The 24,047-nt window shown below is 68.7% G+C and carries 21 protein-coding genes; 9 read left to right on the plus strand and 12 right to left on the minus strand.

The features are described 5' to 3' along the window. Window positions 1-41: 41 nt before the first annotated feature. The 7 genes from gyrA to dnaA form a co-directional block, all read right to left on the minus strand. Window positions 42-2,681: a DNA gyrase subunit A gene (gene gyrA / locus ACZ4Z5_RS03665; protein ID WP_468256093.1), complete on the minus strand. Its 2,640-nt coding sequence runs from the start codon at window positions 2,679-2,681 to the stop codon at window positions 42-44. Between the two features lie 44 nt (window positions 2,682-2,725). Then, window positions 2,726-4,792 (minus strand): DNA topoisomerase (ATP-hydrolyzing) subunit B, encoded by a 2,067-nt coding sequence (gene gyrB, locus ACZ4Z5_RS03670; RefSeq protein ID WP_468256096.1) that lies wholly within the window; start codon window positions 4,790-4,792, stop codon window positions 2,726-2,728. Between the two features lie 378 nt (window positions 4,793-5,170). Continuing rightward, entirely contained in the window at window positions 5,171-5,737 is a 567-nt protein-coding gene (locus ACZ4Z5_RS03675; RefSeq protein WP_468256099.1) for a DciA family protein, read from the minus strand. Continuing rightward, entirely contained in the window at window positions 5,734-6,855 is a 1,122-nt protein-coding gene (recF, locus tag ACZ4Z5_RS03680) for a DNA replication/repair protein RecF (protein ID WP_468256102.1), read from the minus strand. The genes ACZ4Z5_RS03675 and recF overlap by 4 nt, the downstream gene beginning before the upstream one ends. A 32-nt stretch (window positions 6,856-6,887) precedes the next feature. Continuing rightward, window positions 6,888-7,763: a phosphogluconate dehydrogenase (NAD(+)-dependent, decarboxylating) gene (gnd, locus tag ACZ4Z5_RS03685; RefSeq protein ID WP_468256105.1), complete on the minus strand. Its 876-nt coding sequence runs from the start codon at window positions 7,761-7,763 to the stop codon at window positions 6,888-6,890. Between the two features lie 87 nt (window positions 7,764-7,850). Further along, window positions 7,851-8,981: a DNA polymerase III subunit beta gene (dnaN, locus tag ACZ4Z5_RS03690; RefSeq protein WP_468256108.1), complete on the minus strand. Its 1,131-nt coding sequence runs from the start codon at window positions 8,979-8,981 to the stop codon at window positions 7,851-7,853. A 1,061-nt stretch (window positions 8,982-10,042) separates the two neighbouring features. Then, on the minus strand, window positions 10,043-11,806 hold the full coding sequence (gene dnaA, locus ACZ4Z5_RS03695; protein ID WP_468256111.1) for a chromosomal replication initiator protein DnaA: 1,764 nt from the start codon (window positions 11,804-11,806) through the stop codon (window positions 10,043-10,045). 369 nt (window positions 11,807-12,175) lie between these two features. Here dnaA and rpmH point away from each other — a divergent pair, with 369 nt between their 5' ends. The 9 genes from rpmH to ACZ4Z5_RS03740 all read left to right on the plus strand — a co-directional run bounded on the left by rpmH (window position 12,176) and on the right by ACZ4Z5_RS03740 (window position 18,891). After that, on the plus strand, window positions 12,176-12,313 hold the full coding sequence (gene rpmH / locus ACZ4Z5_RS03700) for a 50S ribosomal protein L34 (protein ID WP_003956500.1): 138 nt from the start codon (window positions 12,176-12,178) through the stop codon (window positions 12,311-12,313). Window positions 12,314-12,332: 19 nt separating this feature from the next. Beyond that, window positions 12,333-12,704, plus strand: a complete 372-nt coding sequence (gene rnpA / locus ACZ4Z5_RS03705; protein WP_468256114.1) for a ribonuclease P protein component — start codon at window positions 12,333-12,335, stop codon at window positions 12,702-12,704. Continuing rightward, window positions 12,701-13,033: a membrane protein insertion efficiency factor YidD gene (gene yidD / locus ACZ4Z5_RS03710; RefSeq protein WP_468256117.1), complete on the plus strand. Its 333-nt coding sequence runs from the start codon at window positions 12,701-12,703 to the stop codon at window positions 13,031-13,033. Before rnpA ends, yidD begins: the two co-directional genes overlap by 4 nt. A 3-nt stretch (window positions 13,034-13,036) precedes the next feature. Beyond that, window positions 13,037-14,185 (plus strand): membrane protein insertase YidC, encoded by a 1,149-nt coding sequence (gene yidC, locus ACZ4Z5_RS03715; protein ID WP_468256120.1) that lies wholly within the window; start codon window positions 13,037-13,039, stop codon window positions 14,183-14,185. A 14-nt stretch (window positions 14,186-14,199) separates the two neighbouring features. Then, window positions 14,200-14,706, plus strand: a complete 507-nt coding sequence (locus tag ACZ4Z5_RS03720; protein WP_468256123.1) for a Jag family protein — start codon at window positions 14,200-14,202, stop codon at window positions 14,704-14,706. A 99-nt stretch (window positions 14,707-14,805) separates the two neighbouring features. Next, entirely contained in the window at window positions 14,806-15,522 is a 717-nt protein-coding gene (gene rsmG, locus ACZ4Z5_RS03725; RefSeq protein ID WP_468256126.1) for a 16S rRNA (guanine(527)-N(7))-methyltransferase RsmG, read from the plus strand. Between the two features lie 256 nt (window positions 15,523-15,778). Further along, on the plus strand, window positions 15,779-16,855 hold the full coding sequence (locus ACZ4Z5_RS03730) for a ParA family protein (RefSeq protein WP_468256129.1): 1,077 nt from the start codon (window positions 15,779-15,781) through the stop codon (window positions 16,853-16,855). Beyond that, window positions 16,852-17,952, plus strand: coding sequence for a ParB/RepB/Spo0J family partition protein (locus ACZ4Z5_RS03735; RefSeq protein ID WP_468256132.1), 1,101 nt, complete (start codon window positions 16,852-16,854; stop codon window positions 17,950-17,952). The genes ACZ4Z5_RS03730 and ACZ4Z5_RS03735 overlap by 4 nt, the downstream gene beginning before the upstream one ends. A gap of 321 nt (window positions 17,953-18,273) precedes the next feature. Beyond that, entirely contained in the window at window positions 18,274-18,891 is a 618-nt protein-coding gene (locus ACZ4Z5_RS03740) for a GNAT family N-acetyltransferase (protein WP_468256135.1), read from the plus strand. 271 nt (window positions 18,892-19,162) lie between these two features. Here ACZ4Z5_RS03740 and trxA read toward each other — a convergent pair whose 3' ends face one another. From trxA to ACZ4Z5_RS03765, 5 genes are all read right to left on the minus strand, one after another. Then, window positions 19,163-19,495, minus strand: coding sequence for a thioredoxin (gene trxA / locus ACZ4Z5_RS03745; RefSeq protein ID WP_468256138.1), 333 nt, complete (start codon window positions 19,493-19,495; stop codon window positions 19,163-19,165). A gap of 47 nt (window positions 19,496-19,542) precedes the next feature. Continuing rightward, a complete protein-coding gene (gene trxB, locus ACZ4Z5_RS03750) occupies window positions 19,543-20,505 on the minus strand; it encodes a thioredoxin-disulfide reductase (RefSeq protein ID WP_468256140.1) in 963 nt (320 codons plus the stop codon). 128 nt (window positions 20,506-20,633) lie between these two features. Beyond that, the gene (locus ACZ4Z5_RS03755; protein WP_468256143.1) at window positions 20,634-21,539 is read right to left on the minus strand and encodes an anti-sigma factor; all 906 of its coding nucleotides are present in this window, start codon (window positions 21,537-21,539) and stop codon (window positions 20,634-20,636) included. Further along, the gene (gene sigM, locus ACZ4Z5_RS03760) at window positions 21,536-22,210 is read right to left on the minus strand and encodes an RNA polymerase sigma factor SigM (protein WP_468256146.1); all 675 of its coding nucleotides are present in this window, start codon (window positions 22,208-22,210) and stop codon (window positions 21,536-21,538) included. The genes ACZ4Z5_RS03755 and sigM overlap by 4 nt, the downstream gene beginning before the upstream one ends. 80 nt (window positions 22,211-22,290) lie before the next feature. Then, on the minus strand, window positions 22,291-24,000 hold the full coding sequence (locus ACZ4Z5_RS03765; RefSeq protein WP_468256147.1) for a protein kinase family protein: 1,710 nt from the start codon (window positions 23,998-24,000) through the stop codon (window positions 22,291-22,293). Window positions 24,001-24,047 lie beyond the last annotated feature (47 nt).

The raw sequence follows: 24,047 nt of genomic DNA on the forward strand, positions 1-24,047 counted from the left end.
TCCGGAAGCGGCCGATCCGGCGCCCGTGGCTCCACTCACGCTTACTCCTCGTGCTCCCCTGCCGAAGGCTCACTGCCCCCGGCGGCTTCGACCGTCACGCCCTCGGCCCCCTCGACCGCAGCGGTCTCGACGACCTCTTCGGCCACTTCGGTCCCTTCGACCTCTTCGGCCTCGCGACCGGCCTCGGCATTGCGGGCGATGCCGACGACGGCATCGCGCTTGCCCAGGTTGATCAGTTGGACGCCCATGGTGTCACGGCCCGTCTCCCTGACCTCGTTGACTCGCGTACGAATCACACCACCGGAGAGCGTGATGGCGAGGATCTCGTCCGACTCCTCGACCACCAGCGCGCCCACGAGCGATCCGCGGTCCTCAACGATCTTGGCGGCCTTGATTCCGAGGCCACCACGACCCTGGACACGGTATTCGTCGACGGGAGTCCGCTTGGCGTACCCCCCGTCGGTGGCAGTGAAGACGAACGTACCCGGCCGGACGACATTCATCGAGAGCAGTTCGTCGCCTTCCCGGAAACTCATGCCCTTCACACCGGACGTGGCACGGCCCATCGGACGCAGCGCCTCGTCCGTCGCGGTGAAGCGGATCGACTGCGCCTTCCTGCTGATGAGCAGCAGATCGTCCTCCGCCGACACCAGCTCGGCACCGATCAGCTCGTCCGGGCCGCCCTCGCCGTCGCCGTCCGTCTCGCGGAGGTTGATGGCGATGACACCGCCCGAACGCGGCGAGTCGTAGTCCTTCAGCGGCGTCTTCTTCACCAGGCCGGACTTGGTGGCGAGCACCAGGTACGGAGCGGCCTCGTAGTCACGGATCGCGAGGATCTGGGCGATCCGCTCCTCCGGCTGGAAGGCCAGCAGGTTCGCCACGTGCTGGCCGCGGGCGTCCCGGCCGGCGTCCGGGAGCTCGTAGGCCTTGGCGCGGTAGACCCGGCCCTTGTTGGTGAAGAACAGCAGCCAGTGGTGCGTCGTGGACACGAAGAAGTGGTCGACGATGTCGTCTTCCTTCAGCTTCGTGCCGCGCACGCCCTTGCCGCCGCGCTTCTGGGAGCGGTAGTCGTCGGTCTTGGTGCGCTTCACATAGCCGCCACGCGTGATGGTGACGACGATGTCCTCCTCGGCGATCAGGTCCTCGATGGACATGTCGCCGTCGAAGGGCACCAGCTTCGAACGGCGGTCGTCGCCGAACTTCTCGACGAGCTGCGCCAGTTCCTCGCTGATGATCTGCCGCTGCCGCTCCGGCGAAGCCAGGATCGCGTTGTACTCGTTGATCTTGGCCTGGAGTTCGTCGTGCTCCTGGACGATCTTCTGGCGCTCCAGGGCGGCGAGCCGGCGGAGCTGCATCTCCAGGATCGCGTTGGCCTGGATCTCGTCGATCTCCAGCAGGCCCATCAGGCCCTCGCGCGCGACCTCCACCGTCGCGCTGCGCCGGATGAGCGCGATGACCTCGTCGATCGCATCCAGGGCCTTGAGCAGGCCGCGCAGGATGTGGGCCCGCTCCTCGGCCTTGCGCAGCCGGAAGCGGGTGCGCCGGACGATGACCTCGATCTGGTGCGTCACCCAGTGGCGGATGAACGCGTCCAGCGAGAGCGTGCGCGGCACACCGTCGACCAGCGCCAGCATGTTGGCGCCGAAGTTGGTCTGCAGATCGGTGTGCTTGTAGAGGTTGTTGAGGACGACCTTGGCGACCGCGTCCCGCTTGAGGACGATGACCAGGCGCTGACCGGTCCGCGAGGACGTCTCGTCGCGCACGTCGGCGATCCCGGCGATCCTGCCGTCCTTCACCAGGTCGGCGATCTTCTGCGCGAGGTTGTCCGGGTTGACCTGGTAGGGGAGTTCGGTGACCACCAGGCACTGGCGGTTCTGGATCTCCTCGACCTCGACGACGGCACGCATGGTGATCGAGCCGCGTCCGGTCCGGTATGCCTCCTCGATGCCCTTGCGTCCGACGACCAGGGCGCCGGTCGGGAAGTCGGGGCCCTTGATGCGCTCGATCAGCGCGTCGAGCAGCTCCTCGTGGCCGGCGTCCGGGTGGGCCAGGTACCACTGGGCTCCCTCGGCCACCTCGCGCAGGTTGTGCGGCGGGATGTTGGTTGCCATACCGACGGCGATACCGGCCGAGCCGTTGACCAGCAGGTTCGGGAACCGGGACGGCAGGACCGTCGGTTCCTGGTTGCGGCCGTCGTAGTTGTCCTGGAAGTCGACGGTCTCCTCGTCGATGTCCCGGACCATCTCCATGGACAGCGGCGCCATCTTGCACTCGGTGTAGCGCATGGCGGCCGCGGGGTCGTTGCCCGGGGAGCCGAAGTTGCCGTTGGAGTCCACCAGCGGCATGCGCATCGACCACGGCTGGGCGAGGCGGACCAGGGCGTCGTAGATCGACGTGTCACCGTGCGGGTGGTACGTACCCATGACGTCGCCGACGACACGGGCGCACTTGTAGAAGCCCCTCTCGGGCCGGTACCCGCCGTCGTACATCGCGTACAGCACACGGCGGTGGACGGGCTTCAGGCCGTCGCGCACGTCCGGCAGCGCACGCGACACGATGACGGACATCGCGTAGTCGAGGTACGAGCGCTGCATCTCCGTCTCGAGCCCGACGGGCTCGATGCGCAGCTGCGGGCCCTCTTCCGCCTCTTCCGGAGCGGCGGGAGTGATTTCGTCGGCCATTGCTGGTTCTCAGATCCTTTCTCGGCGGTCAGCGACGGACCGACTCAGATGTCGAGGAAGCGGACGTCCTTGGCGTTGCGCTGGATGAACGAGCGCCGGGCCTCGACGTCCTCGCCCATCAGCACGGAGAACAGGTCGTCGGCCTGGGCCGCGTCGTCCAGCGTGACCTGGCCGAGCACCCGGTGCTCGATGTCCATCGTGGTCACTCGCAGCTCCTCGGCGTTCATCTCGCCGAGACCCTTGAAGCGCTGGATCGAGTCCTCCCTGATCCGCTTGCCGTTCTGCTTGCCGAGTTCCACCAGGGCGTCCCGCTCGCGGTCCGAGTAGGCGTACTCGAAGTCGTCCCGGCCCCACTTGATCTTGTAGAGCGGGGGGCGCGACAGGTACACGTGGCCGGCCTCGACGAGCGGCCGCATGAAACGGAAGAGGAAGGTCAGCAGCAGCGTGTTGATGTGCTGGCCGTCGACGTCGGCGTCCGCCATCAGGATGATCTTGTGATAGCGGAGCTTCGAGATGTCGAACTCCTCGTGCACACCGGTGCCGAACGCCGAGATCAGCGCCTGCACTTCGGTGTTCTGCAGGATCTTGTCGACGCGGGCCTTCTCGACGTTCAGGATCTTGCCGCGGATGGGCAGGATGGCCTGGTACATCGGGTTGCGGCCGGACTTCGCCGAACCACCGGCGGAGTCACCCTCGACGATGAAGATCTCGCACTTCGTCGGGTCGTTCGACTGGCAGTCGCTCAGCTTGCCGGGCAGGGACGCCGATTCCAGCAGGCCCTTGCGACGCGTCAGGTCACGGGCCTTGCGGGCCGCGACCCGGGCGGTGGCCGCCGCAATCGACTTGCGGACGATGTCCGACGCCTCGTTCGGGTTGCGGTCGAACCAGTCGGTGAGGTGCTCGTTGACGATCTTCTGGACGAAGGTCTTCGCCTCCGTGTTGCCCAGCTTGGTCTTGGTCTGGCCCTCGAACTGCGGCTCACCGAGCTTGACGGAGATGATCGCCGTCAGACCCTCGCGGATGTCCTCGCCGGTGAGGTTGTCGTCCTTCTCGCGGAGCAGCTTCTTGTCACGCGCGTAGCGGTTGACGAGACCCGTGAGCGCGGCGCGGAAGCCCTCCTCATGGGTACCGCCCTCGTGCGTGTGGATGGTGTTCGCGAAGGAGTAGACACCCTCGGTGTACTGGGAGTTCCACTGCATCGCGATCTCCACCGAGAGCATGCGCTCCTTGTCCTCGGCATCGATGTCGATGACGGTGGGGTGGATGACGTCGCCCTTGCGGGAGTTGAGGTACTTGACGAAGTCGACGATGCCGCCCTCGTAGTGGTACGTCACCGTGCGCGCCTGCGGCTCCTCCTCCGAGGCCTCCGGGGAGTCCGCACCGGCCGTGGCCAGGGCCGACTCGCGCTCGTCCGTGAGCGAGATCGTCAGGCCCTTGTTGAGGAACGCCATCTCCTGGAAACGCCGGGACAGCGTCTCGAAGGAGTAGTCGGTCGTCTCGAAGATGTCGCCGTCGGCCCAGAAGGTCACCGACGTGCCCGAGTCGCCGACCTCCTCGTGCTGGGCGAGCGGGGCGGTCGGGACGCCCATCTTGTAGTCCTGCGTCCAGCGGTGACCGTCCCGCTTGATCTCGACCGAGATCTTCGTGGACAGGGCGTTCACCACGGACACACCGACGCCGTGCAGACCGCCGGACACGGCGTAGCCGCCGCCTCCGAACTTGCCGCCGGCGTGCAGGACCGTCAGGACGACCTCGACGGCCGGCTTCTTCTCCACCGGGTGGATGTCGACCGGGATACCACGCCCGTTGTCGACGACCTTGACACCGCCGTCGGCGAGCAGCGTCACGTCGATACGGTCGGCGTGCCCGGCGAGGGCCTCGTCGACGGAGTTGTCGACGACCTCGTACACGAGGTGGTGGAGACCGCGCTCGCCGGTCGAGCCGATGTACATACCGGGTCGCTTGCGGACGGCGTCCAGACCCTCGAGGACGGTGATCGCACTGGCGTCGTACGAGGAGCCGGCCTCGCTCGAAGCACCGGTCGCGTTGGACGGATTGTTCTCGTTGGGGTTGCCGGAATCGGCCACGAAGCGCCCTTTCTGGCACGGCACGAGCCGTCCCCCACACGGGCGGGAGCGGCTGCGTCGTTCTGCTTTGGTCGACGTGTCCCGCTAACCGGCGGGATTACTTACCAGTCTACCGGTACCACTGACATCGATGGGGGTTTGCCGGTCCCTGAATCGGCATGTGGCGCCCTGAGAGACCGTCGACCGACTCCCCATATCGGGGCAGGGGCTCCAAGACGCTCACGCGGGCATCCAGCGCTTCGGGCTGTCAACCTCCGGCTACCGTGCGGGACGCTTCATGCACACGACCGTGCGGCACCCGTTCCCGGGCAGCCCCGATAAGCCGCTGACCTGCGGAAAAGCCGTGCGCATACGGCCCTCGGCCAGCGCCGCGCCGGCCTGTCGTGGCCGGTGGCGGGCTGCTCAGCCGTAGGTGTCCCCGTAGCCGGTGCTCCCTGGAGCCCGCAGAGGACCGAACCGGCGCTGCGGACCACCGGGCCCCAGGACTTTGATCATCTTCACAGTCCCCTGGCCGAGATCGGTGTTCAGCCGGGCCACGAGCTGGGCCGCCAGCAGCCGCAGCTGCGTCGCCCACACCGTCGAGTCGCACTGCACGGTGAGCACCCGCGCCTCCTCGTCGTACGACTGCGGGACACAGTGCTTCGCGAGGTCCTCGCCCACGATCTGGGGCCAGCGGCCCATCACCCCGCCGACCGCGGCCGGCGTCTCCCAGCCGCGTTCCGAGATCAGCCGGTTGATCGCCGCCCCCAGCGGCAGCGGATCCCGGCCGTCCGCTCGGGCACCCGAGCGCAGGCCGCCGCCCCGCCTCGCCTGCTTCTTCTGCTGAGCCGCCGCACCCCGCGCCCTGGCCTGCTCCTTCGCCGCGCGCAACGCCACCCGGGCGAGATCGACACCGGAGAGTTCGGGTACTCCGGAGGTGCCGGACGCGCCGCCGCCCGGGGTCTGCTCACCGGGAGCGTTGCTGCTCATACCCGTTCCACCCGTCCGTCGGCCACGGCGTAGCGCACGCCCGCCAGCACCTCCGGCACGTCGTCGTCCACGGCCGCGGTGACCAGCACCTGCTCACCCGGGGCCACCAGTTCCGCGAGGCGTTCCCGGCGTCGCGCGTCGAGCTCCGCGAACACGTCGTCGAGGACGAGCACCGGTTCGTTGCCCTCGGCGCGGAGCAGATCGTACGAGGCGAGCCGCAGGGACAGCGCGACCGACCAGGACTCGCCGTGGCTCGCGTAGCCCTTGGCGGGGAGGCGGCCCAGCGAGAGCAGCAGATCGTCCCGGTGCGGTCCGACCAGGGTGACGCCCCGCTCGATCTCCTGCCTGCGTACCTCCGCCAGCGCGGCCATCAGCTGTTCGTACAGCTCCTCACGGGTGTGTCCGTCGCCGGCCGCCGAGCACTTGTACTCCAGGGCGACCGGACCTCCGCCCGGCGCGAGCTGTTCGTACGCCTTGTCGGCGAGCGGCTGGAGCGTGGCGATCAGGTTCAGCCGGCTGCTCAGCAGCTCCGCCCCGGCCCGGGCCAGGTGCTGGTCCCACACGTCGAGCGTGGAGAGGTCCATGGAGCGTCCGCCGTGCCGACGGGCCATGGCGGCGGTCTTCAGCAGCGTGTTGCGCTGTTTGAGGACCCGGTCGTAGTCGGAGCGCACGCCCGCCATCCGGGGCGCGCGGGCGGTGACCAGCTCGTCGAGGAAGCGCCGGCGCTCTCCGGGGTCGCCCTTGACCAGCGCAAGGTCCTCCGGAGCGAACAGCACCGTCCGTATGATCCCGAGCACGTCACGCGGCCTGACCTGCGAGGACCTGTTGATCCTGGCGCGGTTGGCGCGGCCGGGGTTCAGTTCCAGCTCGACCAGCTGGGACCGCTCGCCCTGGGTCACGGCGGCGCGGATGACCGCCCGGTCGGCGCCCATCCGCACCAGCGGTGCGTCGGAGGCGACCCGGTGGCTGCCGAGAGTGGCGAGATAGCCGACGGCCTCGACCAGATTCGTCTTGCCTTGGCCGTTCGCCCCGACGAATGCGGTGACGCCCGGGTCGAGCGGAACCTCCACCCGGGCGTAGGAGCGGAAGTCGGCCAGCGACAGATGCGTGAGATGCATGTGGTGTGCGCCGACCTCCCCCGGCTTCGGTGTTACTTGGACTCGACCGCGTGACCGCCGAACTGGTTGCGCAGGGCGGCGATCATCTTCATCTGCGGGGAGTCGTCCTGGCGGGACGCGAAACGGGCGAACAGCGACGCCGTGATGGCGGGCAGCGGAACGGCGTGGTCGATGGCGGCCTCGACCGTCCAGCGGCCCTCGCCGGAGTCCGCGGCGTAGCCGCGCAGCTTGCCCAGGTGCTCGTCGTCGTCCAGCGCGCGCACGGCCAGGTCGAGCAGCCAGGAACGGATGACCGTGCCCTCCTGCCAGGAGCGGAAGACCTCGCGGACGTCGGTGACGGAGTCCACGGCCTCCAGCAGCTCCCAGCCCTCGGCGAAGGCCTGCATCATCGCGTACTCGATGCCGTTGTGGACCATCTTGGCGAAGTGGCCCGCGCCGACCTTGCCGGCGTGGACGGAGCCGAACTCGCCCTCGGGCTTGAGGGCGTCGAAGACCGGCTGGACCTTCGCGACGTGCTCCGCGTCGCCGCCGTACATCAGCGCGTAGCCGTTCTCCAGGCCCCACACACCGCCGGAGACACCGCAGTCGACGAAGCCGATGCCCTTGGCGGCCAGCTCCTGGGCGTGCTTCTCGTCGTCGGTCCACCGGGAGTTGCCGCCGTCCACGACGACGTCCCCGGGGGAGAGCAGCTCGGCGAGCTCGTCGATGGTGGACTGGGTCGCGGCACCCGCCGGGACCATCACCCACACGACCCGAGGCCCCTTGAGCTTGTCCACAAGCTCCTGGAGGCTGTGGACATCGGCGAGGTCCGGGTTCCGGTCGTAACCGACCACGGTGTGGCCTGCGCGGCGGATGCGCTCACGCATGTTGCCGCCCATCTTGCCGAGACCGACGAGACCGAGCTCCATCACATGTTCCTTTGACGTCGTGGCTTTTGCCGTGGTCGTGCACCTGGGTCCGAGCCTACGCCCGGACCCAGGTCCTCACCTGCGGGGTCAGCCGCTCAGTCGAACGGGCATGATCAGGTACTTGTAGGCGTCGTCCGCCTCGGCGTCCATCGCGGGCCGGCCGCTGAGCAGCGCCGGCTTGGTGGACGTGGTGAAGGACAGCTGCGCGACCGGCGAGTCGATGGCACTGAGGCCGTCGAGCAGGAACGTCGGGTTGAACGCGATCGAGATGTCGTCGCCGTCGAGCTGCGCGTCGACGCGCTCCACAGCCTGTGCGTCGTCGCTGGAGCCCGCCTCGAGGATCAGCACGCCCTGCTCGAAGGTCAGCCGCACCGGGGTGTTTCGCTCGGCGACCAGCGACACGCGCTTGACGGCCTCGACGAACGGCGCGGTCTCGATGACTGCGACCGAGTTGAACTCGGTGGGGAAGAGAGTGCGGTACTTCGGCAGGTCGCCTTCGAGCAGCCGGGTGGTGGTGCGGCGGCCGGCGCCTTCGAAACCGATCAGGCCCTCGCCCGCTCCGGAGCCGGACAGGGCCAGCGTCACGGTGTCACCGCTGGTCAGCGACTTGGCGGTGTCGAGGAGGGTCTTCGCCGGGACCAGGGCGACCGCGGAGGCGTCCGGGGACTCCGGCTTCCACAGGAACTCACGGACCGCGAAGCGGTAGCGGTCGGTGGAGGCGAGGGTGACCGTGTCGCCCTCGATCTCGATGCGCACACCGGTGAGCACCGGGAGGGTGTCGTCACGGCCGGCGGCAATGGCGACCTGGGCCACGGCGGCCGCGAAGACGTCGCCGGGCACGGTGCCCGTCGCGCCGGGCATCTGGGGCAGCGTCGGGTACTCCTCCACCGGCAGGGTGTGGAGGGTGAACCGCGACGAGCCGCAAACCACGGTCACCCGTACACCGTCCGTGGAGATCTCGACGGGGCGGTTGGGGAGGGACCGGCAGATGTCGGCGAGCAGCCGGCCGGAGACCAGGACCGTGCCGTCCTCCTCGACGTCCGCCTCGACGGAGACACGCGCCGACACCTCGTAGTCGAAGCCCGAGAGGCTCAGGGCACCGTCCTCGGCCTTCAGCAGAAGGCCCGCGAGGACGGGCACCGGCGGACGGGCCGGGAGGCTGCGGGCCGTCCAGGCCACTGCCTCCGCGAGTACATCGCGCTCCACCCGGATCTTCACCGGTACCGCCTCCTGCTGTTGCTGGCTCGCCGTGTGGCTTCTTCGTCTGACTGCTTCGTGGCCGTGCTGCCGGGAACCAGTCTGACGCACGCCGCAGACACCCGGTGCGGGGTCGAGGTCAAGTCGTGACCAGAGGTACCGGGAGCACGGACGGCGAGTTGTGCACAGGCCCCACTTCGAAGCGGATTCCGGGCTAACTCTATGTGGGAGTAGTAGTAGGCCTTGTGGAAACCGTGGATAACTGCGTTATCGCAGCTCAAGGCCGGTTTTTTATCCACTGCGCCTGTGGGTGCAGCCCGTGGACAAGCGGGGGCATCTGTGGACACACCAAAGTTGTGCACACCCGATACACAGGCGACAGGGATTTCTCCCCAGCGCTGTCCCCAGCTTTACCCAGGTTCCCCACAGCCCAACCCGGCACCTTGGTGTGACGGCTTTCACTCGACATGGTGATCGGGGGTGCCTCGTTGCCGAACAGTGGACAGCGATGTGGGAAACCTGTGCACAACATCCACTTCCCTGTGGGCTGCCGGTGGACAACGCCCGGGACCCTCCTGTGGACGACGACTGTGTCCACAGCCTGTGGAGACCGGTCACGCACAATTCCACAAGGCCTTGACCTGCAAAGATCAACACCAGGCTGACCCAGCTGTGGAAGCTTTCGGGACAACTCCGCAGTCCCCAGGGTGTGGACAGCGGATGAGCATCTGACCTGTGGAGAACACCGCCTCTGCTAGGGCCATTCGAACACCACTGGCGGACTGCACGGTGTCCCTCAGGTGTCCGCCGCCCTCCGTCAGGCGCCTCGGGGGTGCCCGCGGGGTGCCTCGGGGACCCGGCCGCAGCGTCCCCGGGACCGGTCGGCGCGTTCCCGGGCGGCGCGTTCCCGGTCGCCGTGGCCCGGCGCGGCGGAGGTGGCCCGGAGCGCACGCAGGGGCGGCATCGGCCGGACAGCGGGAGAGGGGCGTTCCGGAGGACGAAGGAGGGGCGTTCCGGAGATCTCCGGAACGCCCCTGTGGGCCGTGGGCCGTCCGCTGGTGACGGTCGGCGCGCCGGCCGCGTCAGCCGTTCTTGATGCGGTTCGTGAGCTCGGTGACCTGGTTGTAGATGGACCGCCGCTCCGCCATGAGGGCCCGGATCTTCCGGTCGGCGTGCATCACCGTCGTGTGGTCGCGACCGCCGAACTGGGCACCGATCTTGGGCAGCGAGAGATCGGTCAGTTCCCGGCACAGGTACATGGCGATCTGGCGGGCCGTCACCAGCACCCGGCTGCGCGAGGAACCGCAGAGGTCCTCGACGGTCAGCCCGAAGTAGTCGGCGGTCGCCGCCATGATGGCCGTCGCGGTGATCTCAGGGGCGGAGTCCTCGCCGCCCGGGATCAGGTCCTTCAGCACGATCTCGGTGAGCCCGAGGTCCACCGGCTGCCGGTTGAGCGACGCGAACGCCGTCACCCGGATCAGTGCCCCCTCCAGCTCACGGATGTTGCGGGAGATGCGGGAGGCGATGAACTCCAGGACCTCCGGCGGGGCGTTGAGCTGTTCCTGCACCGCCTTCTTCCGGAGGATTGCGATACGCGTCTCCAGCTCGGGCGGCTGCACATCGGTGGTCAGTCCCCACTCGAAGCGGTTGCGCAGCCGGTCCTCCAGCGTCATCAGCTGCTTCGGCGGACGGTCCGACGACAGCACGATCTGCTTGTTCGCGTTGTGGAGGGTGTTGAAGGTGTGGAAGAACTCCTCCTGGGTCGACTCCTTGCTCGCGAGGAACTGGATGTCGTCGACGAGCAGGATGTCCACGTCGCGGTACCGCTTGCGGAAGGCGTCGCCCTTGCCGTCGCGGATCGAATTGATGAACTCGTTGGTGAACTCCTCGGAGCTCACGTACCGCACGCGGGTGCCCGGGTAGAGGCTGCGTGCGTAGTGCCCGATGGCATGCAGCAGATGGGTCTTGCCGAGGCCCGACTCCCCATAGATGAAGAGGGGGTTGTAGGCCTTGGCGGGCGCCTCGGCGACCGCGACGGCCGCGGCGTGCGCGAACCGGTTCGAAGCACCGATCACGAAGGTGTCGAAGAGGTACTTCGGGTTCAGCCGGGCATGCGGCTCGCCCTGGCCGCCGACCGACGGGGTTCCCGTGGAAGGCGAACCGGGTCCCGTGGGTCCGCCCGCGAGATGCGCGGGACCGGGACCGGTGTCCAGGTGGTCCCGGCGCTCGGGACGCGGCTGGTCGTACTGCGGCTGCTCGTACCCGGGCTGCTCGTAGTGCGCCTGGTCGTAGACGGAGTGGTCGCCGCCCGGCTGCGTCCGGTAGTCGTGCTGCGGCGGACGGGAGCCGGCGTACGGGTCGCGCTCCTGGAACCCGCCGAGCCGCGGCTGCTGCCAGGACAGGTCGTCCTGACTGCGCGGCCAGGCACCGGCGTCCGGGCGCTGCGGCTGGTAGTCCGGGTACGCGGGGCGGACCCCCGGCAGCCCGTCGTCGGCCGGCGGCCGGCCGTAGGCGTCGTCCTGGTACCGGGGCGGCTGCTGCACGTGCGGGGGCGCCGGAGCGGCCGGGCCGGCGGCGGAGTCGTCGACCGTGATCGCGATACGGATGGGACGGCCGCACTCACGGCTCAGCGTGTCGCTGATCAGCGGGGCCAGCCGGCCCTCCAGGACCCGCTTGCCCCACTCGTTGGGGACGGCGAGCAGCGCGGTGTCGGCGACCAGCGCCAGTGGCTGGCAGCGCTCGATCCACTGCTTGTCCTTGGGCTCGATGCCCTGCTGCCCCTCTCCGAGGAGCTGCTCGAGCACTCGTGGCCACACTGCGGCAAGATCGGCAGGTACGTCAGCCACAAGGCACGCTCTCTCACAGGTCCCACGAATGTGTGGTTCTCGGGACGGGTCGGTCAGGCCCGGCAGGCGGGAACGAAAGGAATCGGAGTCCAGTCACGGTAGTCAGGGCGGTGGGTGCGGTTCAAGTTGTTGTCCACAGCCTGTGTACAGACAGGGCCGTCGAAGGGCTGGTTTGACCGGATGGCGTAGCCCCGCGTACCGTAACCAGGTCGAGTTGTCGATGGCTGCTGCCGCCTGCCTCCGATGGGCAAAGACCACTTCCGTGGTCGGTGAAGCGGTGCACTCGGGCGTATTGCGAGCTACTCGTGGGCGCACGGTGACAGCCAGGCGATGCCCCGCCACCACACAAATCATTTCTGGAGCCCCCGAGTGAGCAAGCGCACCTTCCAGCCGAACAACCGTCGTCGTGCGAAGACCCACGGCTTCCGGCTGCGTATGCGTACCCGTGCCGGCCGCGCGATCCTCGCGTCCCGCCGCAGCAAGGGTCGCGCCCGCCTGTCCGCCTGATCTACGTACAGGTCATGTCGTGCTGCCTACCGAGAATCGGCTGAGGCGGCGCGAGGACTTCGCGACCGCGGTACGCCGAGGACGCCGGGCCGGACGCCCGCTACTCGTCGTCCATCTACGCAGCGGTGCCACGGACCCGCACGCGCCTGGGGAGAGCGCTCCCCCGACGCGTGCGGGTTTCGTCGTGAGCAAGGCCGTCGGGGGAGCGGTCGTCCGCAATCTTGTGAAGCGAAGGCTGCGCCACCTGGTCCGCGACCGCCTGCCCCAGCTGCCCCCCGGTAGCCTGGTGGTGGTACGGGCGCTGCCCGGAGCGGGCGACGCCGAGCATGCAGATCTGGCCCGAGACCTGGACGCCGCCCTGCGGCGGTTGCTGGGAGGCGGTGCGCAGTGAAGTACCCACTGCTGGCATTGATCAAGTTGTACCAGTGGACGATCAGTCCGCTTCTCGGGCCTGTCTGCCGGTACTACCCGTCGTGTTCGCACTACGGCTACACGGCGATCGACCGGCACGGCGCGTTGAAGGGCACGGCTCTGACCGCCTGGCGCATCCTGCGGTGCAATCCGTGGTCGCCCGGCGGTGTGGACCATGTCCCACCGCGCAAGCGTCCGCGTTGGCACGAGCTGCTGCGCAACGCGTGGCGTGACCGTAAGGGCGGGCACTCCGCCGCTGAGCCCCAACCCCCGGCCGCTGGGACCTCGCCCAACGCTCAAGGAGCCTGATTAGTGGACACGATTGCCAGTCTCTTCAGCTTTATCACCACACCCCTCACCTGGATCATCGTTCAGTTCCACAAGCTGTACGGAGCTGTGTTCGGTGCCGACTCGGGCTGGGCATGGGGACTGTCCATCGTGTCCCTCGTGGTGCTGATCCGGATCTGTCTGATCCCGCTCTTCGTGAAGCAGATCAAGGCGACCCGGAACATGCAGGCGCTCCAGCCGAAGATGAAGGCCATCCAGGAGCGCTACAAGAACGACAAACAGCGCCAGTCCGAAGAGATGATGAAGCTGTACAAGGAGACGGGTACCAACCCGCTCTCCTCGTGCCTTCCGATCCTGGCGCAGTCCCCGTTCTTCTTCGCGCTGTACACGGTCCTCAACGACATCGCGCGGAACAAGACGGTCGGTGTCATCGACCAGTCCCTGCTGGACAGCGCCCGCCAGGCCAAGATCTTCGGTGCCCCGCTGCCGGCGACGTTCACGGACAGCGCCCAGGAGGTCGCGGCGCTCGGCGCGACGCTCATGGACGTGCGTGTCGTCACGGTCATCATGATCGTCCTGATGTCGCTGTCGCAGTTCTACACGCAGCGCCAGCTGATGACGAAGAACGTCGACCTCACGGTGAAGACGCCGTTCATGCAGCAGCAGAAGATGCTGATGTACGTCTTCCCGGTCATGTTCGCCGTCTTCGGTATCAACTTCCCGGTCGGTGTCCTCGTCTACTGGCTGACCACCAACGTGTGGACCATGGGCCAGCAGATGTACGTGATCCGCCGCAACCCGACTCCGGGCAGCCTCGCCTACAAGCAGCGCCAGGAGAAGCTGCGCGCCAAGGGCAAGCTCAAGGAGGACCCGGCCCAGGTCGAGGCCCGCAAGGCCGCGGAGACCGCCCGCGCCAACCGGCAGCAGCCCAAGCGTCAGACGAAGTCCCAGCGTCAGGCCACGGGCTCCGGAGCCCAGGGTTCCGCGGAGACCGGCGTCGAGTCGGTCGACGAGGCGGGCTCCACGGGTGCGAAGACCTCGCTGAAGAAGCCGGACGCATCGCAGAACGGAACGTCCAAGCCGGCGGCCAAGCCCGCTTCCGGCTCCGCACGCCAAGCCAAGTCCGGACAGCGCAAGGGTCAGCAGCGGCCCAAGCACCCGACCAAGAAGTAAGAAGGAGTCCATCCGTGACGGACACCACCCCCGCGGCCGCTGACGGCGACACCCTGACCCGCCTGGAACAGGAGGGTGAGATCGCGGCCGACTACCTCGAGGGCCTGCTCGACATCGCCGACCTCGATGGCGACATCGACATGGACGTCGAGGCGGACCGGGCTTCGGTCTCGATCATCAGCGACGCGGGCAGCCGCGATCTGCAGAAGCTCGTCGGTCGTGACGGTGAGGTGCTGGAGGCTCTGCAGGAGCTCACCCGGCTGGCCGTGCACCGGGAGACCGGTGACCGCAGTCGGCTGATGCTCGACATCGCCGGTTTCCGGGCGAAGAAGCGTGAGGAACTGGCCGCGCTGGGCGCGAAGGCCGCCGAGGAGGCGAAGTCCACGGGCGAGCCCGTCAAGCTCAAGCCGATGACGCCGTTCGAGCGCAAGGTCGTGCACGACGCGGTCGCGGCCGCCGGCCTGCGCAGCGAGTCCGAGGGCGAGGAGCCGGAGCGCTTCGTCGTGGTCCTCCCGGCCTGATCGGCCCCGGTCCTCCCGGCCCCGTCTGTTCGCAGGCGGGGCCGGTCTTTGTCAGCCTGATAGCAGCCACCCACAGTGCGGTACGGAAGGACGGTTCCCGTGACGGAGGCGCAGGAGCTTCCCCAGGCGCCGGAGCAGGCTCGCGAGGTCTTCGGTGAGTTCTTCCCGGAGGCGGTGCGGTACGCCGAGCTGCTCGCGGACGCGGGGGTCAAGCGAGGTCTGATCGGCCCCCGCGAGGTGCCCCGGCTCTGGGAGAGGCACGTGCTGAACTGCGCGGTCCTCTCGGAGGTCGTACCGGAAGGAGTCATGGTCTGCGACGTCGGCTCGGGCGCCGGGCTGCCCGGTATCCCGCTGGCCCTGGTCCGGCCGGACCTGAAGATCATGCTGCTGGAGCCGCTGCTGCGCCGCACCACCTTCCTCCAGGAGGTCGTCGAGCTCCTGGGTCTCGACCATGTGACGGTCGTGCGCGGCCGTGCGGAGGAGATGCTCGGCAAGCTGCCCCAGGTCCATGTGGTGACGGCGCGTGCCGTCGCCCCGCTGGACCGGCTCGCCAGCTGGGGCGTTCCCCTGCTGCGCCCCTATGGGGAGATGCTCGCACTCAAGGGCGACACCGCCGAGGAAGAGATCAGCAGTGCCCGTGCCGCGCTGAGCAAGCTGGGTGTGGTCGAGACCTCGGTGCTGCACGTCGGTGAGGGCATCGTGGACCCGCTTTCCACGGTGGTCCGGGTCAAGTGCGGCGAGAGCCCGGGCGGTGTGAGGTTCGCGGCCAAGCGAGCCAAGGCAGCCCGGGCCGGGCGTGTGCGCCGGCGCCGTTGATATGCCCTATGTGTGAGCAGTGCTCCGGACAAGCTGCCTAACCTGCCTGTTTCGGAGTGTCGTGGGCGTCTGACCAGGCGGCCTGTGCATCGTGTTTCACGTGAAACGTCGCTCACTGCTGCATGGGATCATCAGCCGCGGTCGCGCGGCCGCCGCGCCTCGCGACCGCAAGCCCCTCGTGAGGGGGACGGAGTTTTCCACAAAGGTGGATTCACCCACAGAAGGCCCGACCTCGCTGGTTCAGGACCCCGAAAGCATGGCAGGCTCTGCACATCGCGAGCCTGATGTCGAGGAGAGTGAATCCTTGCGGTCCGACGCAAACATCGCGGGACCGATGACCGATCCGGTCCCCGGTCCCCGTACCGAATCGGCGGGAGCGGATGTTTCACGTGAAACACCGCCCCCGATGGACGACACCCCCATCGGCCGTGCCGCACAACTGGCCGTGGACGCTCTTGGCCATGCGGGCGGAGGGCTGCCCAGGCCGGAGCAGACGCGCGTCATGGTGGTGGCCAATCAGAAGGGCGGTGTGGGGAAGACCACGACGACGGTCAACCTCGCCGCATCGCTCGCCCTGCACGGTGCCCGTGTCCTGGTGGTCGACCTCGACCCGCAGGGCAACGCCTCCACGGCTCTGGGTATCGACCACCACGCCGAGGTCCCGTCGATCTACGACGTGCTGGTCGACAGTCGGCCGCTCTCCGAGGTGGTCCAGCCCGTTCCGGACGTCGAGGGCCTCTTCTGTGCCCCGGCCACCATCGACCTCGCTGGTGCGGAGATCGAACTGGTCTCCCTGGTGGCCCGTGAAAGCCGACTCCAGCGTGCCATCCAGGCGTACGAGCAGCCCCTGGACTACATCCTCATCGACTGTCCGCCCTCTCTGGGACTGCTGACAGTCAACGCGCTCGTCGCCGGCGCGGAGGTCCTGATCCCCATCCAGTGCGAGTACTACGCGCTGGAAGGCCTGGGCCAGCTGCTGAGGAACGTCGACCTGGTGCGGGGGCACCTGAACCCGACCCTCCATGTGTCAACGATCCTCCTGACCATGTACGACGGCCGTACCCGGCTCGCTTCCCAGGTGGCCGAAGAGGTGCGCAGCCACTTCGGTGAGGAAGTGCTCCGGACCAGCATTCCCCGGTCGGTGCGTATCTCGGAGGCACCCAGTTACGGGCAGACGGTCCTCACGTACGATCCAGGATCCAGTGGGGCCCTCTCCTATCTCGAAGCGGCCCGGGAGATCGCCCTGCGTGGGGCCGGCGTCTACTACGACGGCAGGCACGCCCATGCGGGCAGCCAGCACAGCCAGCACAGCATGTCGGAGGGGATCCAGTGAGCGAGCGACGTAGAGGGTTGGGGCGTGGGCTCAGTGCGTTGATCCCCGTCGCTCAGGGGGAGCAGGCCGGTTCTCCGGCGGCCGGTGGTACGGATTCGCCGTCCGCTGCCCCCGTGCTGACGGCGGAGCGCGGTGTGCCGGCCGCCAAGATCGCCACGCTGCCACAGGCCCACGTGGTGTCGCAGGAGATGCCGTCGGCCGCCGGGGACCGGCAGTCGGCGGCCGAGCCGGCATCCCCTGCCGGGGCGTTTTTCGCCGAACTCCCGCTGGGTTCCATCACCCCGAACCCGCGGCAGCCTCGTGAGGTCTTCGACGAGGACGCGCTCGCCGAGCTGGTCACCTCCATCAAGGAAGTGGGCCTGCTCCAGCCGGTCGTCGTGCGGCAGCTGGGACCGGAGCGGTTCGAGCTCATCATGGGCGAGCGCCGCTGGCGGGCGTGCCAGGAGGCGGGCCTTGAGGCGATCCCGGCGATCGTGCGCGCGACCGACGACGAGAAGCTGCTGCTCGACGCCCTCCTGGAGAACCTCCACCGGGCCCAGCTGAATCCGCTGGAAGAGGCTGCCGCATACGACCAGCTGCTCAAGGACTTCAACTGCACGCACGACCAGCTGGCGGACCGGATCGGCCGGTCGCGCCCTCAGGTCTCCAACACGCTGCGTCTGCTGAAGCTTTCACCTCCGGTCCAGAAGAGGGTGGCCGCAGGCGTCCTCTCGGCCGGCCATGCCCGGGCGCTGCTCTCGGTCGACGACGCGGAGGAGCAGGACCGGCTCGCCTACCGCATCGTCGCCGAGGGGCTGTCGGTGCGGGCGGTCGAGGAGATCGTCACCCTGATGGGTTCACATCCCAAGAGCTCGTCCAAGCCGAGGGGACCCCGCGCGGGAAGCCGTGTCTCGCCGGCACTGTCCGACCTCGCCTCCCGGCTGTCGGACCGGTTCGAGACGCGGGTCAAGGTCGACCTCGGCCAGAAGAAGGGAAAGATCGTCGTCGAGTTTGCCTCGATGGAAGACCTGGAACGGATCCTGGGCACCCTGGCTCCGGGTGAGGGCCGGGTCCTCGAGCAGGGCCTCGGCCAGGAGCCCGAGGACGGCGAGGACTGAGCCGGCGACCAGCCGAGTCCGTGACGTTCGGAAGGACGGGCCGCATCCGGTGTATGCCGGAGCGAGGCCCGTCCTTTCCTTCTCCTCGGTGTCGATGTCGTCGCTGGGTGGATACGATGCGTTCTGGTATGGCACATCCAGCTTGATCCACCTCAGAAAAGGAGGGCCGGAGGCCATGCGATCGGTGAGCCGCGCCGGACTGTTGACAGCAGTGCTGGGCCTGGGAGCGGTCGGCGGTTTCGTCGGCAGCCTCCTCAAGGAGCGGAGCGCGCTGGCGGCCGCCCTGGACGCGGCGGGCGGAGGAAGTGAGGAACAGCCTTCATGGGGCGTCGGCTCGTACCACTCACACTGGACAACCTTCCGGACCTTCCCAAGCGCTGCCGCGCCTGCGTCTTCTGGGAGCTTGATCCGGTCAGTGGAGAAGCAGCGGTAAAGGCGGGCACGCCGGAGCTGGAGAAGGAGGCCTGGATCTCCGCCGTCCTGTTGGAATGGGGATCCTGTGGCCGTGTCGTCTATGTCGACGAGATGCCGGTCGGCTATGTGCTCTATGCACCCCCGGCGTATGTCCCCCGCTCCACGGCGTTCCCCACCAGCCCGGTGTCCGCGGACGCGGTGCAGCTGATCACTGCCTGGATCATGCCCGGGTACCAAGGGCAGGGACTGGGCCGGGTGATGGTGCAGACCGTGGCCAAGGACTTGTTGCGAAGGGGCTTCAAGGCCATCGAGGCATTCGGTGACGCCCGGTGGAAGGAGCCGGCCTGCGTGCTGCCCGCGGACCATCTGCTGGCCGTCGGCTTCAAGACGGTGCGGCCGCATCCGTCGTTCCCCCGGTTGCGGCTTGAGCTCCGCACCACGCTCTCGTGGAAGGAGGACGTCGAGCTGGCTCTCGACAGGCTTCTGGGCGCGGTGCAGAAGGAGCCCGTCCTCCGGCCGTTGTAGGAGAGAAGCCGGTGGGGGAGGCATCCGGACGGTTCTTGGACCGGGGGCCACCGCTGGACCGGGGAGCGGAACCGCCCTTGGACCGGTAGGCCGCCCCGGGCCGGAATGCCCATGGACCGGGCCGCCCATAGGCCGAGGAAGATGACACGGCCCCTGGACGGGACAGCGCGCGGCCCTGGGACAGAAGACGGGACCCGAAGACAGACACAAGGAGAACGGCCCCACCCACGCTCGGGGATGGGGCCGTTTCACGTGAAACGACGGGCCGCGGTCAGTCGACGAGGAAGTCCTCGAGGTCGCGCACGATCGCGGCCTTGGGCTTCGCGCCGACGATGGTCTTGGCGACCTCGCCGTTCTGGTAGACGTTCAGCGTCGGAATGGACATCACGCCGTACTTGGCAGCGGTGGCCGGGTTCTCGTCGATGTTGAGCTTGACGATCTCGATCTTGTCGCCGTGCTCGGCGGCGATGGCCTCGAGGGACGGAGCGATCTGACGGCACGGGCCGCACCAGGCCGCCCAGAAGTCCACCAGGACGGGCTTGTCGCTCTTCAGGACGTCCGCTTCGAAGGAATCGTCGGTCACGTTCTTCAGGGTGCCGGCCACGGCAACCTCCTAGCTCGTGTGGGTAGTGGGGGAATCGGGTGCGTGCGTCAGACTGCCGCGGCCGCGGCCTTCTCCTCGTCGGCCAGCGCCGACAGGAACCGCTCGGCGTCCAGGGCGGCGGAGCACCCGGTGCCCGCTGCCGTGATGGCCTGGCGGTACGTGTGGTCGACCACATCGCCGGCGGCGAACACACCGGTGAGGTTGGTGCGCGTCGAGGGGGACTGGACCTTCAGGTAGCCCTCTTCGTCCAGGTCGAGCTGGCCCTTGAAGAGCTCGGTCCGCGGGTCGTGGCCCACCGCGATGAACAGACCGGTCACGGGGAGCTCGCTGGTCTCGCTGGTCTTGGTGTTGCGCAGGGTCAGACCGGAGAGCTTCTGCTCACCGTGGATCACGGCGACTTCGCTGTCCCAGGCGAACTTGATCTTCGGGTCGGCGAAGGCGCGCTCCTGCATGGCCTTGGAAGCCCGTAGGGAGTCCCGGCGGTGCACGACGGTGACGGACTTGGCGAACCGGGAGAGGAAGGTCGCCTCCTCCATCGCGGTGTCGCCGCCGCCGATGACGGCGATGTCCTGGTCCTTGAAGAAGAAGCCGTCGCAGGTGGCGCACCAGGAGACACCGCGGCCGGAGAGCGCGTCCTCGTTGGGGAGGCCCAGCTTGCGGTGCTGGGAGCCGGTCGCGACGATGACCGCCTTGGCGCGGTGGACGGTGCCGGAGGTGTCCGTGACGGTCTTGATCTCACCGGAGAGGTCGGCGGAGACGACATCGTCCGCGACGAGCTCGGCGCCGAAGCGCTCGGCCTGGGCCCGCATGTTGTCCATCAGCTCGGGGCCCATGATGCCGTCCTGGAAACCGGGGAAGTTCTCCACGTCGGTGGTGTTCATCAGCGCTCCACCGGCGGTGACGGCGCCCTCGAACACCAGGGGCTTCAGCGAGGCGCGCGCTGTGTACAGCGCTGCGGTGTAGCCGGCCGGCCCGGAGCCGATGATGATCACGTTACGGACGTCGCTCACGGGTTTCTTCCTCGTCTCTGCAGACTGCCAACTGCCTACGGGGCTGGGATTCGCTCTCTCACCCCACCCAACGGATCCTACGGGGCATGCATTCCCGCCGTGTCCGTACGGCACGTGGACGGACCGGGTCAGTGACGGGGATAGGTCCGGTTCAGCAGCAACTCGCCCTTGCCGTCCGGCGCGGAAGTCGCACAGGCGGCGTCGACGACGAACGCCTCCACCCGTTTGGTGTCCGAGGTGTCCGGCATCACGACGAGATACGCGTTGGTGCCCTTGTACGTGCCCGTCTCCGCGGCCAGTGGCCGGTCCGTGCGGCCCGTGGCAGCCTGCACACATGCCGGAACGGGGACGGCGGCGCCCTTGGAAGGTGCGTCACGGAACTTGGACTGCGTGTTCTTCTGTTTCGGCTCGGTCTTCTCCGCGGTCATGGTGCCCTCGGCCGCCAGCAGGACCCGTACCCGCTCGTCGACGCTGGTGCCGGAGAACGTGGCCGCGTCCCCGCCGCTCTTGCTCGCCGTGTCCGTGATGCTGGTCGCCGTCTTCTCGCCGGTAGGTCCGCTTCCCTGGAGGAACACCACGCCGATACCGAGTGCGGCGGCACCGAGGACCGCCCCGAGGGCCAGCGTGCGGCGACGAGGACGTGGACCGCGGGTCCCCGTCCGCCCGGGGCCCACGGCACCCCGCGGGCGGCCGGCCGGCCGGTCGGCGCCGGACCCCGACGGGGCGGCGGAGACGGCGGGCGTTTCACGTGAAACATCGTGGGCGGAGCCGGGTGCGGTCGAGTCCAGTAGCGCCTCGGCGGCGAGCGCGGCATCGATGCGTCCGGCGATGTCGGCGGGCATCCGCTGCGGCCCGGGCAGCGTGCCCAGGAGGTCCCGGATCTCTTGCAGGGAGTCTCGGACGTCCGCGCACAGCGCGCAGCCTTCCAGGTGCCGTCGCACGTCGGCGCTCCGCGACGGGGCGAGCAGTCCCTCGGTGAGGTCGGAGATCTCCGAGACGTCCGGGTGCTGGGTCGTGCCGGCCGTGGAAGTCACGCGCGCCCACCTCCGCCCTTCACAGCATCTGGGTTTCTCGGTTCTGCTGCCGATGGGACGGATGTCCCCTGCGACCGGTTCCTTCCCCCGGGCGCGTCGGGGCTACCCTCCCCATCCGTGCGCAGATGGGTGAGGAGTGGAAGCAGCCGTGCCCGGCCGCGGGCGCAGCGGCTCTTCACCGTGCCGCTGGGCACGTCCAGGACGCGAGCGGCCTCGGCCACCGGATAGCCCTGCATGTCGACCAGCACCAGGGCGGCCCGCTGCTCGGCCGGGAGGGTGGCCAGGGCGGCGACCAGCTGCCTGTGGAGGTCCTCACGCTCGGCAGGTGCCTCCGCGGACTCATGGGGCTCCAGGAGCTGCTCCAGGCGCTCCGCGTCGTCGATGGGCGCGGTCCTGCGCGAGGCCGCCTTCCGTGCCCGGTCCAGACAGGCGTTCACCGTGATGCGGTGCAGCCATGTGGTGACCGCGGACTGGCCCCGGAAGCCGGAGGCGCCACGGTAGGCGGAGATGAGGGCGTCCTGGACGGCGTCGGCGGCCTCTTCCCGGTCTCCGAGCGTGCGCAGGGCGACGGCCCACAGCCGGTCCCGGTGCCGCCTGACGAGTTCGCCGAACGCGTCCGGATCGCCGGCGACATGGCGAGCCAGCAGATCTGCGTCACTGGCGCTCTGCACTGCCCTTCCCACCTCCCCCCGTGAGAACTCCTCCGTCGCGCCCGGAGGCGGTGACGGGTTGCGCCGCGAGAATACCGGGATCAGCCGGTGATCTTGATTTCCGAGACCTTGCCCCGGAAGTTCCCATCCGAGGTCTTGGGGAGCTTGGTGAGCCAGACCAGGACGTACCGCGTCCGGACCGGTTCGCCGGGCTTCAGCGTCACCGTGGTCCCCGACCCCGCGGCGACCTTCTTGAAGGCGTCGTACTGCCCGGGTGCCACCTGGGCGTCGGCGGGCGCGGTCCTGAGCTCGACCGAGGTGTCGCCGACGAACGAGACATCCACCTTATCGACCGGCTGTGCCTTGCCGAGATCCAGGATGATCCCGACGCCCTCCTTGAGATTGCCGAACTCGGCGCCGAGGTAGAAGTCCGTGTGCCAGAACGTGCTCGGGTTGCCGTCGTAGGCCTTCTTTATCCCCTCGGGCTTCTCGGTCCCGTCCGAGAGCGGGTCGAAGTCCCGGGCGTCCACGATGGCGATCGGCTTGGGCGTCCGGGCGGGCTTCTGGTCGGGGCCGCTCTGGGGGGCCTGAGGACTCTGGGTGGGGGTGGGCCCGGTCGGCGTGTCCGAGCGGTCCAGGAGGGCCTCGGCGAGCTGCCAGCTACCGAGCCCCAGGGCGACGATGAGGAGCGCGGAGACGGCCCACTTGAGGGCCTTGCCGGTGGGGGACTCCAGGGGGGCCGGCGGAGCGGTGATGGGCTGCGTGGCAGCCGGCCCGGGGTGGGGCTTGGGCCGCCCGTAGGTGCCCTGCTGGTACGTGGTGCGCTGGTACTCGGGCGGGGCTGTGAAGGCGGGCTCCGGCGGGCGGATGCGCGGCAGCTCCCCGATGGCCTTGACCAGCTCCTCGGGGGTGGTGCAGGGAGGTTCCTGCCGGGACGCGGTGGCGCCGTCGTTGACCAGGGCGCGCATGGCCAGTTCGGAGAGACCGCGGTGAACACCGGCCCGGACCTGGTCCGGAGAGATCAGACCCACGTCCTTGGGCAGGCCGGACAGGCCGTAGGCATCGGTCTCGTACGGCCAGCGCCGGGTGAGGGCCGCGTACAGCAGCGAGCCGATGGCCTCGGTGTCCGTGCGCTGCGGACGGTCCGAGGAGATGCCCCGCAGGGCGGCGTTCACGGCGAGGCCGCGGATGCGGTACTGGCCGGACGAGGTCCGCAGTACGGCACTGGGCGTGAGCTTCAGATGGGACAGGCCCTCGCGGTGTGCGGCGGCCATGGCCTGCGCGAGCTGGCTGACGAGCTGATAGGCGTCATGTGCCTCGAAGGGACCCGACGCCAGCAGACTGGTCAACTCGGTGGCGTCCGGGAGCCACTCGTGCACGACGTAGACGAGGTCGTTCTCCTCGACGGCGTCGAGGACCTGGACGAAACGGGGGTCTCCGAGCAGCGCGGCGGACCGGGCCGCTCCGAGCACCGACCGGGCGCGCGGATGGTCGGCGGGAAGGACGTGCACGCCGACGGCACGGCGCAATTTCTCGTCCATGGCACGCCAGCTGCTGAACCCGTCCAGACGGGTGACGCACTCCTCGAGCCGGTAGCGCCTCGCGAGCTTGTGACCGCTGTGGAGCTCGGGCGTGGCGATACCGCCGGCCTCGGCAGCCGTGCGCTCGCCGTCCGTCTCCTGCCCACCCTTGTCCGCTGCGTCGCGGTCTTCCGCCAACCCGTCGGCCATGGCCTTGTCCGCCTTCGCGGTCAGCGGGTCATCGCCGCTGTTGTCGGCCACGTCGACGGCAGCCGTGCTACGTTCCGCCACCGTCGTTCCTGCCTCCCCATCCGTTGCGCGCTGGTCGGTCAGCCGAG

This window comes from Streptomyces sp. NPDC030222 (assembly GCF_055573115.1).

Coding starts and splice junctions, on each gene's coding strand:
- ACZ4Z5_RS03675 (WP_468256099.1), bottom strand. CDS start 5,737: ATGAGCAGCAACGCTCCCGGTGAGCAGACCCCGGGCGGCGGCGCGTCC.
- gyrA (WP_468256093.1), bottom strand. CDS start 2,681: ATGGCCGACGAAATCACTCCCGCCGCTCCGGAAGAGGCGGAAGAGGGC.
- ACZ4Z5_RS03740 (WP_468256135.1), top strand. CDS start 18,274: ATGGGGCGTCGGCTCGTACCACTCACACTGGACAACCTTCCGGACCTT.
- gnd (WP_468256105.1), bottom strand. CDS start 7,763: ATGGAGCTCGGTCTCGTCGGTCTCGGCAAGATGGGCGGCAACATGCGT.
- ACZ4Z5_RS03730 (WP_468256129.1), top strand. CDS start 15,779: ATGGCAGGCTCTGCACATCGCGAGCCTGATGTCGAGGAGAGTGAATCC.
- recF (WP_468256102.1), bottom strand. CDS start 6,855: ATGCATCTCACGCATCTGTCGCTGGCCGACTTCCGCTCCTACGCCCGG.